This window comes from Kribbella sp. CCNWLW201 (genome assembly GCF_037203805.1).
GTDB lineage: Bacteria > Actinomycetota > Actinomycetes > Propionibacteriales > Kribbellaceae > Kribbella.
Genome location: NZ_JBBCBQ010000001.1, coordinates 432,706 through 445,682, shown reverse-complemented (window position 1 = coordinate 445,682; position 12,977 = coordinate 432,706). Strand labels below are relative to the sequence as shown.

The following is a 12,977-nucleotide window of genomic DNA, read 5'->3' as shown; positions in this document are numbered from 1 at the left end:
GAGTCCAGAACTTGCTCAACTCTTGCCAATTTCTTGCGCGACGCTGGCTCATTGTTACGGCATGGCAACGCGAGCGTCAACGGTTCATGACGCCGGGTTGGTGAATGGCTCAGCGGCCGAGGAGCTTGAGGATTTCGGCTCGGGTCGTGTTCCAGATGTCCTCGCCGACCCGGACCGGGTTCGTGTTCGGGTGGTCGATCCCGGGCAGGGTGATCAGCGTCGCCGGATCACCGAGTTGCTTGGCGCGGTCGACGTACCGGCGGGACTGCTCGATCGGGATCACCTGGTCCGCGTCACCGTGCAGGCAGACGACGGGCACACCGGTCGGGAGCAACGCGTACGGCGAAGCGGCCGCATACCGATCGGGGTAGCGCTGGGGCGTGCCGTCGAGCAGGTGGGTCGAGGCGCCGAAGTTGTCGCTGTCGTAGATTGCACCAACAGTCAAACCGCGTGGCGCCGGATGGCTGCGAGTCCGAGCCGCAGCCGGAAAGCAGTCCGGCGGCGGCCGCGGGCATCAGCCCGAGGAACCGCCGCCGACTCTGCATGCAGAAACGCTAAGCCCGGCAAGGGTCGCGGCCCCGACGGGTGCCGCGAACCCTCGACTAGTGCTTCGCCGGGCCCTCGGCGCCGGCGCCGGTGAGGGCGCGGACGGAGAGCTCGTTGTAGCGGGCCTCGCTGGTCCGGTCGCGACCGAGGAAGGTGCCCAGGACGCCGAACAGGAAGCCGAGCGGGATCGACACGATGCCCGGGTTCGACAGCGGGAAGTAGGAGAAGTCCGACCCGGTGATCATCGAGGTCGGCGACCCCGACACGACCGGCGAGAAGACGACCAGTACGACGGCCGAGACCAGACCACCGTAAATACTCCACGCCGCACCGGAAGTGTTGAACCTCTTCCAGAACAGGTTGAACAGCAACGCCGGAAGGTTTGCGGACGCGGCGACGGCGAAAGCCAGCGCGACCAGGAAGGCGATGTTCAACCGCTGCGCCGGGATCGCCAGCCCGATCGCGATCGCTCCGATGCCGATCGCGGCGAACCGGGCCACCCGCAGTTCGCTCTTCTCGCTGACCTTGCCCTTGGCGATCACGTTCGCGTAGAGGTCGTGCGCGAACGACGAGGCGGATGTCAGGGTCAGCCCGGCCACCACCGCGAGGATGGTCGCGAAGGCGACCGCGGCGATCAGTGCCAGCAGGATCGACCCGCCGAGCGAGTCGGCGCCACCGCCCACGGACTCCGCCAGCAGCGGCGATGCCACGTTGCCCTTCGACACCTCCACCGCCGAACCCTTGGCCGTGTCAAGCAGCGCCGCCGCGCCGAACCCGAGCGCCAGCGTCATCAGGTAGAAGGCCCCGATCAGGCCGATCGCCCACTGCACCGACCGGCGCGCGGACCGCGAGTCCGGCACGGTGTAGAAGCGGATCAGGATGTGCGGCAGACCCGCCGTACCGAGAACCAGGGCGAGGCCGAGGGACAGGAAGTCGATCTGGCCGACCAGGTCCTTGCCGTAGAGCAGCCCGGGCTCCAGGAACGCCTCTCCCTTGCCGGACTTCGACGCGGCCGCTCCGAGCAGCTTGGAGATGTTGAAGTCGAACTTCAGCAGTACCAGGAAGGTGATCAGCACCGTGCCGCTCATCAGCAGCACGGCCTTGACGATCTGCACCCAGGTGGTGCCCTTCATACCGCCGATCGTCACGTAGATGATCATCAGCGCGCCGACCAGGATGATCACGCCGGCCTTCACGCCCTCGCTCTTCACGCCGAGCAGCAGCCCGACCAGCGAACCGGCGCCGACCATCTGGGCCAGCAGGTAGAAGATCGACACCACGATCGTGGAGGTCGCGGCGGCGGTCCGGACCGGCTTCTGCTTCATCCGGAACGCCAACTGGTCGGCCATCGTGAACCGGCCCGAGTTCCGCAGCAGCTCGGCGACCAGCAGCAGCGCCACCAGCCAGGCCACCAGGAACCCGATCGAGTAGAGGAAGCCGTCGTACCCGAAGAGGGCGATGGAGCCGGAGATGCCGAGGAAGGACGCCGCCGACATGTAGTCACCGGCGACGGCGAGGCCGTTCTGGGCGCCGCTGAAGGATCGGCCGCCGGCGTAGTAGTCGGCCGCGCTCTTGTTCTGCCGGGACGCCCACCAGGTGATGTACAGCGTCACGGCGACGACCGCGCTGAACAGCGAGATGGTCAGTGCCCGGTTGCCCGGCTCGGCGTCGGCGAGCGGGACCAGACCGGGAACGACGGCGGGGATGGTCAGGACATTCACCGGCGGCGCTCCCTCTTGTACTTGGCGTTCAGCCCGCTGGCCAGCGGATCCAGCTTCCGGTTCGCGAACCGGCCGTACACCGCGGCGATCACGAAGGTCGACACGAACTGCAGCAGGCCGAAGATCAGCGCGATGTTGACGTGCCCGATCACCTTTGTGCCCATGAAGTCGCGGGCCCAGTTGTTACACGCGACATAGGCCAGGTACCAGGCCATGAACGCGATGGTCCACGGCACGACGAAATTCCGGTAGCGCCGCTTCAGTTCGGTGAAGTCGGCCGCCTCGTGCACGGCCTCATACGCGCGGGCGTCACGCTCGCGTACCACTTCCTCGTCCATGAGTTCGAGTTCCCCTCGTACTTAGACACAAACACGTGCACGTTAGCCCCCGGTGGCGCATTTGTGACCTACCGCAACCAAAACGTTTCACGGTCGGACGGGCGTAATTCAGAGATGCGGCGCGATCGGGGCGTCGAGGGTACGGCGGTAATTCGCCAGGTCACTGGGCCGGGCCCGGTAACAGTCGGTGAAATACGGCATCCGCAGCGGCTCCGGCGGCCGGGCGGTGTTGTCGTAGATGGCGTCGATCTGCTCCAGTACCGCCTCCCGGCGGGACTCGGTCAGGATGGCGATCCGCGAATGCGACTGAGCCAGTTGCCGCAGGCCCGCACGGTCCAGGTCGTGCCAATGCCGGAAGCGGGCGGTCTCGACCATCGCGAACAGGTCCGACTGCAGCAGAATCGGCATCGGATCGAACTGGTCACCGCCGAAGCCGTCACCCATGATCGCGCGGTCCAGCCGTCGTACCCAGGGAACGACCCGGTCGGCGTCGTTCCACAGCAGGCCGAGGATGCCGTGCGGACGCAGCACCCGGGCGATCTCGGGCAGTGCGCGGGCGTGGTCGAACCAGTGGAACGCCTGCCCGACCAGCACAGCGTCCACCGAGGCGTGGGCCAGCGGGATGGACTCGGCCGCGCCGACCATGGCGTCGATCCCGGGCCGGCGACGGCAGACGGCGAGCATCTCCTCGGACGGATCGACCGCGACCACGTCGTGCCCGAGCTCGGCCGCGACGGCGGCCAGCTTCCCGGTGCCGGCGCCGAGATCCAGGATCTGCATCCGGCCCGGTCCCAGGATCCAGGTCAGCGCCTCGGCCGGGAAGGTCGGCCGGGCGGCGTCGTACGCGGCCGCGACGGCACCGAACGACGTCGCGCGCGCCGCGTGCACGTTCTGGTCCGCGCTGTGGTCGGGGCCGCCGTTCGGCGTGTCCCGGCCGGTCGCCGGCTCCGGTCCTGGATCATCGGTGGTCATCACCGTAAATCATGCCGTAGCGGCGGGCTGGCGCGTGGTCACTCGCCGAGCTTCTTCTGTTCGATGTGCGCGTTGAGCGTGGCCAGCTCCGGTTGAGTGTCCAAAAGCGCGACCAGTTCGGCGCAGTTCAGCTTGTCCGCGGCGAAATCCTCGATCAGGGTGTGCAGCAACTGCCGGTCGTCCTCGGTGTCCAGCGTCAGCCGGTACTGCGATCCGCCGCCCGACCAGGGCAGGCTCACCAGCCGGATGTCGCCCGGCCGGTTCTGGTGCAGGTACGGCGTGACGTGCTCACGGTCGGCCCGGAGCGTGGCGCGCTCGTCCGCCTCGAACAGGCGGGCCGCCGAGAACACCTCGTAGTCCATTCCGCGCGGATGGGTCCGCTCGAGGCAGTTCGACAGGTAGACGCTCTCGTCGTTCTCGGCCCGCCAGCGTTCGACGCCGGAGGCAACGATGTCCGGGTCGATCAGCGGGCAGTCAGAGGTCACCCGGACGACCCCGTCCAGCCCGAACTCGCGAGCCGCGCCGGCGAACCGGCTCAGCACGTCGTCCTCGCTGCCGCGGAAGTACGGGATCCCGGCGCGTTCGGACAGCTCCACGATCGGGTCGTCGTTGCTGTTCGTGGTCGTTGCCACGATCACCGGAAGGCCGGTACGCCGCAACCGGTCCACGTGGTGCTCGAGATAGGTGCGGCCGCCGGCCTCCAGCAGGACCTTGGCAGGCAGTCGGGTGCTCGTCGCCCGCGCTTGGGTGACGACGGCAACTTTCAGAGGTTCCACCGGAACATCTCCCGGATCTCGGCCGGGCAGGCGACATGGTCGACTCCCAGCTCGGTGTCGGTGAACTCGCGGGCAATCGCGGGCGGGACGAAGGGTTGGTCCATGTCGGGCCACAGCCGCTTGATCCTGGCCTGGCCGCCGAACGAGGGGTGTTCGTTCTCCAGCACCATCGGGTCGCCGTAGACCCCGGGTTGCAGGCCGATCGAGGCGCCGTACAGGACGGCGGAGCTGAGCCGGTTGGACGCGACGCGCCGATGTTTGCGGAGCTCGCGCAGTTGTTTGACCAGGAACTGGGCGTCGGTCCGGCGCCAGTGCAGGCCCCGGTAGCCGTGGGTGATGACCCGGAACCCGGCGTCCTGGTAGACGTTGCGGATGGCCGGCTTCTCGTACTCGTTCCAGTACAGGCAGACGGTCACCGGGCCGGTCTCGTGCTCGTTGATGGAGGCAACGATACGGCCGTGGTCGCCGAGCACGTGCTGGCCCTCCCAGCCGTGGAACGGGTAGAAGATGGTGCCCTCGGCACGTTGCGAAGGACTCGCAAGCTCGGGACGGTTCTTCAGCAGATACAGCCAGACCGAGCCGATCACCGAGTAGTTGCGCAGACCCATCGACCAGCCACGCCGCCGGACGCTGTCCGACCAGACGTACTTCGGCAGCCCCGGTGCGAATGCGGTGCCGTGGGCGAATCCGTCCAGGATGTTCCAGCCGTGCTGGAGGTACCCCCAGATCCGCGGCGGCTTCGCCCTTTGTGGTCGAGTCAGTCCGGCGTACGACGCCATGATGTTCGCGTGCCCGTAGAAGTGATTGGCGTGGTGCATCAGCGCCGTACCTTCCGCAGGACGCGCCGCACCCGTCGACGGATCACGCGAGCCGGATTCAGCACCGCGTGGCCGACCCGGTAAGGGAGCGATCGCCGTATCCCGCTGACCGTTCCCTCGAACAGGATCGCCCGCGCACTCGCCGCGGCCAGCTCCTCGGACAGTCGCGCAACGGTCGCCAATTGCTCGGCACTGCCCAACGGCCTGACTACCTCAGTCGGCATCGAAAGCTCTTCCGGCACAGTGATTCCAGCCATCGAGGCGAGCCGTGCAGTCAACGCGTGCACGTCACCGCCAGCCGGCCACGGTTGCCGTGAGCCACTTTCCAGCGAGCGCCGGACGAAGCGTGCCAGATGCCCGATGACGTCGAGTTCCTGACTTTCCCCGAAGAGCCGGTACGACGTCCCGTCAAGAATCACGTTGTCCGGAGACCCGTTGTGACCGGCCTCCAGCCAGGCCACGTACTCGGGGATGATCCGGCGCAATTCCGCATGGTCGTCGACGCGCAGGGCCGAGAGGAGGTGCTCCTCCAGCAACACCCCGGGCCCGTCAGGGACGATGCCCGCTGGGACGACAGTTGGCAGATCGGTGGCACCGGCAACGAAATACCAGGCGGGTGCCAGATCGAGGGCCATGCCGGCCGCAGCGGCATCCAGCACGAGCCGGTAGGGGTCCATCAGGACGGGACCGGCGTTGCGTTTGGCAACAGCCCGGGCCGCGACCGCACCGGCCAAGCCATCGAGGGAGGTCAGGCCGACCCGGGCCTCGACGAGCGACGGGAACACCCCGTAGGTCTGCGAGATATCGAGGCCGGCTTCCTTCAACTCCGCCTGCAGTGGTTTGAGGCCGGCGGGTGCGCTGTCGGCGACATCGCGCGCCCAGTCCTCGTTGCGCGGGAGCGCCGCGGTGATGTCGGTCTGGATCAAACGCTCGAAACCAAAGGCATTCGTCGCTCCCAAGAGGAAGCGACCGTTGGGCGAGAGCCGGTTGCGCAGCGTGGTGAGAGCGTCTGCCCAGGTCAGCTTGGCCGTGTCGGGACCGACGAGTCGTTCGAGTCCGTCGAGCGCGACGATCACGTCGTACGTCTCGTCGCCGCGGAAGCGATCCAGCGAGCCGCAGTGGACCTCACCCTTGGTGTCGTCGAGCAGCTCGGCGATCTCCTCGGCGTCCGGCGCGGACCGGACCAGGACGTCGACGGAGGTGACTTGTCCGGCGACGTCGGTGATCAGGTCCAGGGCGTGCGGGCCGGCGATCAGCACGGAGTCGCCTGGCTGCAGGGCAGCGGTGAGGAGCTCCGCGGCGGCGGGTCCGGCGGCCGCGGGGCGGGCGTCGACCGGGTGCAGATCCGACCAGTTGAGCATCTCGCCGCCGACCAGATTCGATCGGGTCACAGCAATCACGTTAACGAACCAGCTTCACAAGGGTCTCGATCACCCGGTCGACGTCGGCATCGGTCAGGTCCGGGAAGAGGGGAAGGGACAGTTCTTCGGCGTAGAACGCCTCGGCGTTCGGGCAGAGGCCGCGGCGGTAGCCCTGCTGGGCGAACACCGGGTGCCAGTAGACGGGGATGTAGTTCACCTGGACGCCGATACCGGCTGCGCGCATCCCCTCGAAGACCTCGCGCCGGCGACCGCCGAGGACGCGGACCGGGTAGAGGTGCCAGGCCGGATCCACGCCGGCTCGCTGGGTGGGCGTACGCAGACCGTCCACGTCACGCAGTGCGTCGTTGTAACGCGCGGTGATCTCGGCCCGGCGCCGTTTGAAGTCGGCCAAGCGTTTGAGTTGCGACAAGCCGAGGGCGCTGGCGATGTCGGTGAGCCGGTAGTTCACGCCGTACTCGTGGACCTCCTGGTGCCAAGGTCCCTCGTCGGTGATCTCGAAGCGGTCCGGATCGCGGACCAGCCCGATGAAGTGGAACTCGTGGGCCCGTTGGCCGATCGACGGGTCCTTGCAGACCACCGCGCCGCCTTCGCCGGTGGTCAGGTTCTTGGTGGGGAAGAAGGACAGCGTGGTGACGTCGGCCAGATCGCCGATCGGCTGGCCGTCGGCGGTGCCGCCGATCGAGTGGGCCGCGTCCGCGAGGGTGCGGGCGCCGACGCGATCGGCCAGCGGCTGCAGGGACGCGTAGTCGGCGGCCTGGCCGGCATAGTCGACGGCAGCGATCACCTTCGTGCGCTCGGTCAGCGCTGCCTCTACCGCCGAAGGGTCGATGAGCGCGGTGTCCTCGGAGACGTCGGCGAAGACCACGGAAGCGCCGAGCATCGCGGCGGTCGAGGCCGTGGCGACGAACGTCATCGGTGTGGTGACGACCTCATCGCCCGGCCCGATGCCCAGGGCGGCGTACGCGATGTGCAGCGCAGCCGTGCCCGACGTACAGCTGACGACGCGGTACCCACCGGTCAGCTCGGACACTGCGGTCTCGAAGGCCGTGACTGCAGGCCCGGTGGTCAGCCAGTCACCGCGCAGCACCGCGGTGACCGCTTCGATGTCCTCCGCCGAGATCGACTGGCGTCCGTAGGGCAGCATCGAGCTAGTCACTCTCGAGAATCTTGCGGATCTCGTCGATCGAGTACCACTGGTCGTTGGTGTCCGAGGCGTAGTGGAATCCGTCCACCACCGGGATCCCGTCCGACGGGGGCAGGTAGCCCCAGGTGGCGAGGTCGGGTTGCAGGACGAATCGGTTGCCGATCGCGAGCGCGCGGCGGCCTTCCTCCGGGCTGATCATCTCCTCGTGCAGCTTCTCGCCCGGGCGCAGGCCGACATCGTGCATCTTCGCGCCGGGGGCGATCGCCTCGGCCAGGTCGGTGACCTTCATCGACGGGATCCGCGGCACGTACAGCTCGCCGCCGGTCATCAGCTCGAACGAGTCGACCACGAACTCGACCGCCTGCGGCAGGGTGATCAGGAACCGGGTGCAGCGCAGGTCGGTGATCGGCAGCGACTCGCCGGCCGCGTGCAGCGCCTTGAACTTGGGGATGATCGAGCCCCGGCTGCCCATCACGTTGCCGTACCGGACCACGCTGAAGCGGGTGTCGTACGCCGCCGCGTAGTGGTTGCCGTTGATGAACAGCTTGTCGGCGGTCAGCTTGGTCGCGCCGTACAGGTTGATCGGGCTGGACGCCTTGTCGGTGGACAGCGCCACCACTCGCTTCACGCCCGAGTCGATCGCAGCCTCGATCACGTTCTGCGAGCCGATCACATTGGTCTGGACGAACTCCCACGGGTTGTACTCACCGCTGTCGACCTGTTTCAGCGCTGCCGCGTGGACGACGTAGTCGACCCGGTGCATCGCCCGCAGCAGCCGGGACCGGTCCCGCACGTCACCGAGGAAGAACCGCAGCCGCGGGTCGTCGCCGAACAGCTGCCGGACCTCCCACTGCTTCAGCTCGTCCCGGCTGAACACGATGATCCGGCGCGGGTTCAGCTGGTCGAGGGCATGCCGGACGAAAGCCCGGCCGAAGGACCCGGTGCCGCCGGTGACGAGAATGTCGGAGCCGGTGAGGATGGACACGTCGGCGGACCCTTCTGACGGACAGTTTCCAGCACCACACGCGCAGTGCAGACTCGAACAATAGCTGCCCGTTTCCAGGCCTCCCCAATCCAGACGGCTTTTGGACCAGTTAGTTCGGGGTGATCAAACCGACCCGCGGGAAGTACGTCCGGAAGCGTTTGGTGTCACGGGTGATCACGCGGTAGCGCTGCACCGCGGCGTGCGCGCCGATGTAGAAATCGGGCAGCGGAGAGGTCTTGGCGCCGCCGCGCCGACGGTAGGTGACGAAGGCGTGGGCGGCCAGGAAACCGGCGTGGAAGGGCAGCGGCTCGCGCCGGAAATCCATCACCGGGAGGGCGGCGTCGACGTCCTCGATCCGGTCGAACCCGGCGCACACCTCGGCGTAGATGATCGGGTTGATCACCAGCTCGCCCTCGTCCCGTGCCTGGGCCACTGCCTCCGCCGACCAGCCGCCCCACTCCCGGCTGTCGGTCAGGATGTCGAGCAGCACACAGGTGTCGACCAGAACGGTGGGAAGCTCACTCGCCACGCAGGAGCTCCATCAGCTCCTCGGTGCTCATCGCGGTCGTCGCCCGGCCGCGCATCTCCCGGACCAGCCGCTGGCCGCGGGTCTCGGCCTCCGCCACCCGCACGATCCGCAGCCCGTCCGCCGCCTCGATCACTGTCACTTCGTCCCCCTCGTGGAGATGGTGCTTGCGCCGGAGCTCGGCCGGAATCGTCACCTGGCCCTTGCTGTTCAGCCGCATCCTAGCCTCCTACGTAGTACGTCTCCTACGTATTACCAGTCTATCCACAAGTGCGGATTCTCACCCGGGGCCGGAGCCTCGGTCCGTGGATCCTGCCGCGCTGCGCGGCACTCGGCGGGCACATCGCGGCGTTGGAGGGCGAGGCACGGAGAACCCCACTCCGTGCCTCGCCCTCCGCCTTGCGCTGCACTCCGCCGAGCACCTGCTCGCTGCTGCCAGGATCCACGGACCGAGGCTCAACCCGGAAAGCGATATACGGTCGGGGCGTGGAGCGTGTCGGGGTTCGGTGTGATGTGGGGCCGGGGCGGGGGATCGGGCACGTGATGCGCTGCCTGGCGCTGGCGGAGGAGCTGTTGCGCCGCGGGCTCGAGGTGGTGTTCGTGTGCGACGCGCACACGGTGCCGTGGGCCGCGGCGCAGATCGCGGCGCGGGGGATCGCGCTGGAGCCGGCGGTGTGGACGCCGGCCGAGCACGTCGAGCTGGTCGGGCGGCTGCGGCTGGATGCGGTCGTCTTCGACTCCTACGACCTCGACGCGTCCGTGTACCCGGCCGTCCGTGCGACCGGTGTCCCCACGCTCGCCATCGTCGACGGCGACTTCCGCGGCGCCGAGGCGGACGTCCTGGTGGACCAGAACCTGGCCGCCGAGCTGGACCACCCGGACATTCCGGCCAACACAGTCAGGCTCGCGGGCCTCCGGTACGTGATGATCCGCGACGAGATCCTCGCGCTCCGACCGGCAGATCCGCCAGTACGACGACCGTCCGCCGTACCGAAGGTGTTCGCTTTCTTCGGCGGAACCGATGCGTTCGGAGCCGGTCCGTACGTCGTTCAGGCGCTCGCGGCGACCGGCGTACCGTTCGAGGCCACCGTGGTTGCACCCGGCGCGGAACTGGCCGCGCAGATCGCCGCAACAGAGCTCGCGCCACACCAGCGAGTCGACGTGATCGGCCCGACGGATCGCCTGGCGGCAGAGGTACGCGCGGCCGATCTGACCATCAGTGCGTCAGGTACGTCGACCTGGGAGCTGCTATGTCTCGGTGCGACGGCCGGGCTCGTGTGTGTCGTGGACAACCAGGTGATGGGTTACGAACGCGCGATCGCCACCGGTACGGCGGTGGGCGTCGGCGTGCTGTCCGATCTCAAGGCGGATCCGTCCACTGCGGCCGCCGTACTCAAGCGACTGCTCACCGATCCGGCCGAGCGGTCCCGGCTGGCCACTGCCGGCTGGAAGCTTGTCGACGGCAACGGTCGGACCCGGGTCGCGGACGCGTTGATGGCGCTCACCTGAGCTCGTAGATCGTCGCGTCCAAGGTCGCGTGCCGGAGCCGGACGTAGTTGCGCAACGCGGGTGACACCTTCCCGGCCCGATTGTCGGCGTACAGCCAACGGACGCCGACCTTGCGCAGCCGCTCGATCGCTGCCGGCGTCGGCACGGTGAAGGCTGTGTCGTTGGCGGCCAGTTCTTCCCTGTTCCAGTAAGGGATCAGCGAAGGATTCCCGCCTGTGGTGAGCGCGATCCGGTTGGCCTGGTTGGAATATGACCAGCCTTCGATCAGCACCGGCCGCTCCGACAGCGCGGCGATCCAGAAGTGCCGGCTGTCGCACACCCCCTCGCTCTGGATGATGCAGTGTGCGTTGGTCGCGATCAGATCACCCGGCCGGCTGTTCCGCCGCAACCACATCGCCGCACCGGCCTCTGCCGCCGTCGCCCCACCGCGACCAGGGTGCGCGAAGACCAGGTTCGACGCCTTGTCCGAACCGAACGCCTGCAACGGAACCAGCGCGGCACCGATCATGCTCGCCGCGACCGCACCCGCGAGGAACGCGACCAGAATGTTGCCCGGTCGCCGGAACACCCTCCAGACAAGGGCAACCACCACCGCGACGGATCCAAGCGCAGCGGCCGTCCACAGCCACGGTCCTTTGATCCCAGGAAGGTCAGCCGACTCGACCCGGGCGAAAGCAAGCGCCACCAGCCCCAACGCCCCGGCCGCACCCACGAGCACCACACCGCGTCGATCGCCGAGCCGCCCGACCAGATCGGCCAATCCAACACACGCCAGTACGGCGACCACCGGAAAAGCCGTCCGCAGGAAGTACAGCTGGCTGACCCCCGACTGCGTCGTCAGCAGCGTGCCCAGCAACCCCGCAACCGAGAACCCGACCAGGAACACCGTCGCCGGATCGCGCCACTTCCGGCCGAGAAACAGCAACCCCGATGCCGCGAGACCCCAGCTCAGCAAGGTCGTGGCCGCCGACAACAACTGTGCATGCGGCTCGGCCACGAGCATCGGGTACGGCGCCAACTGCACGAACGTCTGGAACGGCTTCACCTCCGTCCCCCACGTACTGCCGCCGAAGATCGCCACCAGCGCGGCCAGGAAGATCGCGAACGACAGCACGCCGCCGATCAACGCCGTACGCGTGCTCTGCCTAATCATCGCCAGGTGCACGAACGCGAAGGCGAACCCGAATCCCAGCAGCGGAAGGATCGTCGACTTCGCACCGGCCGCGACCAACGCGAGCAGCACCAGCAACACCCAGCGGCTCCGAGGTCGGTCTGACCGGAGCAGGTCGACCACCACGATGCAAAGCGCGAGCGCGATCAGTACGCCGAGGTTCTGCGTCGGACTCAGGTACGCCGCCACCGCGGTCGAGATCCCGCCCAGTCCGGCATCGGACAACGGCTGCACGGCTCCACCAAGACCGGCGATCAGTACGGCGAGCGGCCCGGCCCAGGTCGCACCCGACTCGGCGGTCGGCGTGAACCGCGTGGTCAACGCGAAGACGAGCCCACACCCGGCCAGGAACAACGGCAACCAGGTCAGCGAGTGGATCAGGTCGGTGAGATCGATCCGCGTCGCCCACGCCGTCGCGGCCGTCGACTGGTGGAAGAACGAGTGGTACTTCATCGGCTCGCCGCCGAGCCACAGCGTCGAGATCGGTACGTCGTACTTCGCGCTGGCCGCGAGCGCCTGCTGGAAGGCGAGATCCGGGTACGACCGCAGCGGGTCTGTGTACGCCGGCAGGAACTGCCCCGGACCACGGCGATAGACGACCAGTACGACGACCGCTGTCGCCGCCGCCAGCAACCACGCCTGGAGCGGCCGGATCGGCTGGTCGACCCGGCGCCAGACCCGTGTCCGTACGTCGCTGTCGACGAACGAGATCACCAGTACGACGGGCGCCCAGACCCAGGACCACTCCTGCAGACCGATCGACGCGCTGGCCAGGTAGACCACGATCTGCGCCGCGGTGCCGACCGCGAACCCGGCAGCGAAGTCCTCGACCAGGTTGCGTCCGTAGTGACCGATCAGCCGCCACAGCGTGAACCCGGGCAGCGCGATCCCGAGCCCGGTGAACAGCACGAACCGGCCGACCTCGGTGAGGGTCGAGTGCTGGAACAGGAGGGCGATCGCCAGGATCAGCACGGCGACGCCCGCCAGTAGACCGGAAAGGGAAGGCCCCGCCGTTCTCGGCCCCCGCCGCCTCGCCCTCGCGCGCATGGCTGTAACACTAATGTGAAACCTGTTGCGTCACGAATGCGG

At 68.0% G+C, this 12,977-nt stretch carries 13 protein-coding genes; 1 reads left to right on the top strand and 12 read right to left on the bottom strand.

What is annotated here, in order from left to right; genetic code table 11:
- Positions 1 to 109 precede the first annotated feature (109 nt).
- The 11 genes from V9K99_RS01930 to V9K99_RS01880 all read right to left on the bottom strand — a co-directional run bounded on the left by V9K99_RS01930 (position 110) and on the right by V9K99_RS01880 (position 9,428).
- Positions 110 to 445, bottom strand: coding sequence for an alpha/beta hydrolase family protein (locus tag V9K99_RS01930; protein ID WP_337002815.1), 336 nt, complete (start codon positions 443 to 445; stop codon positions 110 to 112).
- A 157-nt stretch (positions 446 to 602) separates the two neighbouring features.
- Positions 603 to 2,258 carry a solute symporter family protein gene (locus V9K99_RS01925; RefSeq protein ID WP_442914721.1) on the bottom strand — a complete coding sequence of 552 codons (1,656 nt, stop codon included), beginning with the start codon at positions 2,256 to 2,258 and terminating at the stop codon, positions 603 to 605.
- Between the two features lie 5 nt (positions 2,259 to 2,263).
- A complete protein-coding gene (locus V9K99_RS01920) occupies positions 2,264 to 2,605 on the bottom strand; it encodes a DUF485 domain-containing protein (protein WP_337002817.1) in 342 nt (113 codons plus the stop codon).
- A gap of 108 nt (positions 2,606 to 2,713) precedes the next feature.
- The gene (locus tag V9K99_RS01915; protein WP_337002819.1) at positions 2,714 to 3,577 is read right to left on the bottom strand and encodes a class I SAM-dependent methyltransferase; all 864 of its coding nucleotides are present in this window, start codon (positions 3,575 to 3,577) and stop codon (positions 2,714 to 2,716) included.
- 38 nt (positions 3,578 to 3,615) lie between these two features.
- The gene (locus tag V9K99_RS01910; protein ID WP_337002821.1) at positions 3,616 to 4,353 is read right to left on the bottom strand and encodes a glycosyltransferase family protein; all 738 of its coding nucleotides are present in this window, start codon (positions 4,351 to 4,353) and stop codon (positions 3,616 to 3,618) included.
- Positions 4,341 to 5,171, bottom strand: coding sequence for a hypothetical protein (locus V9K99_RS01905; protein WP_337002823.1), 831 nt, complete (start codon positions 5,169 to 5,171; stop codon positions 4,341 to 4,343). Before V9K99_RS01905 ends, V9K99_RS01910 begins: the two co-directional genes overlap by 13 nt.
- Positions 5,171 to 6,562 carry a hypothetical protein gene (locus V9K99_RS01900; RefSeq protein ID WP_337002825.1) on the bottom strand — a complete coding sequence of 464 codons (1,392 nt, stop codon included), beginning with the start codon at positions 6,560 to 6,562 and terminating at the stop codon, positions 5,171 to 5,173. Before V9K99_RS01900 ends, V9K99_RS01905 begins: the two co-directional genes overlap by 1 nt.
- Before the next feature lie 10 nt (positions 6,563 to 6,572).
- The gene (locus tag V9K99_RS01895) at positions 6,573 to 7,709 is read right to left on the bottom strand and encodes a DegT/DnrJ/EryC1/StrS family aminotransferase (protein WP_337002827.1); all 1,137 of its coding nucleotides are present in this window, start codon (positions 7,707 to 7,709) and stop codon (positions 6,573 to 6,575) included.
- Positions 7,702 to 8,682, bottom strand: coding sequence for a UDP-N-acetylglucosamine 4,6-dehydratase (inverting) (gene pseB, locus V9K99_RS01890; RefSeq protein ID WP_337002829.1), 981 nt, complete (start codon positions 8,680 to 8,682; stop codon positions 7,702 to 7,704). Before pseB ends, V9K99_RS01895 begins: the two co-directional genes overlap by 8 nt.
- A gap of 109 nt (positions 8,683 to 8,791) precedes the next feature.
- Positions 8,792 to 9,211, bottom strand: coding sequence for a type II toxin-antitoxin system VapC family toxin (locus V9K99_RS01885; RefSeq protein ID WP_337002831.1), 420 nt, complete (start codon positions 9,209 to 9,211; stop codon positions 8,792 to 8,794).
- Complete coding sequence (locus V9K99_RS01880) at positions 9,201 to 9,428, bottom strand: AbrB/MazE/SpoVT family DNA-binding domain-containing protein (protein WP_337002833.1); 228 nt, start codon at positions 9,426 to 9,428, stop codon at positions 9,201 to 9,203. The genes V9K99_RS01885 and V9K99_RS01880 overlap by 11 nt, the downstream gene beginning before the upstream one ends.
- Positions 9,429 to 9,694: 266 nt before the next feature.
- On the opposite strand from V9K99_RS01880, the gene V9K99_RS01875 reads away from it, so the two are divergent.
- Positions 9,695 to 10,717 carry a PseG/SpsG family protein gene (locus V9K99_RS01875; RefSeq protein WP_337002835.1) on the top strand — a complete coding sequence of 341 codons (1,023 nt, stop codon included), beginning with the start codon at positions 9,695 to 9,697 and terminating at the stop codon, positions 10,715 to 10,717.
- On the opposite strand, the gene V9K99_RS01870 is transcribed toward V9K99_RS01875, so the two are convergent.
- A complete protein-coding gene (locus tag V9K99_RS01870; protein WP_337002837.1) occupies positions 10,710 to 12,860 on the bottom strand; it encodes a hypothetical protein in 2,151 nt (716 codons plus the stop codon). The two genes, V9K99_RS01875 and V9K99_RS01870, sit on opposite strands and share 8 nt — an antisense overlap.
- Between the last annotated feature and the right edge of the window lie 117 nt (positions 12,861 to 12,977).

Bases quoted from the DNA above. Each gene is read 5' to 3' on its own strand.
- V9K99_RS01920 (WP_337002817.1), bottom strand. From the start codon at position 2,605: ATGGACGAGGAAGTGGTACGCGAGCGTGACGCCCGCGCGTATGAGGCC.
- V9K99_RS01915 (WP_337002819.1), bottom strand. From the start codon at position 3,577: ATGACCACCGATGATCCAGGACCGGAGCCGGCGACCGGCCGGGACACG.
- V9K99_RS01905 (WP_337002823.1), bottom strand. From the start codon at position 5,171: ATGCACCACGCCAATCACTTCTACGGGCACGCGAACATCATGGCGTCG.
- V9K99_RS01880 (WP_337002833.1), bottom strand. From the start codon at position 9,428: ATGCGGCTGAACAGCAAGGGCCAGGTGACGATTCCGGCCGAGCTCCGG.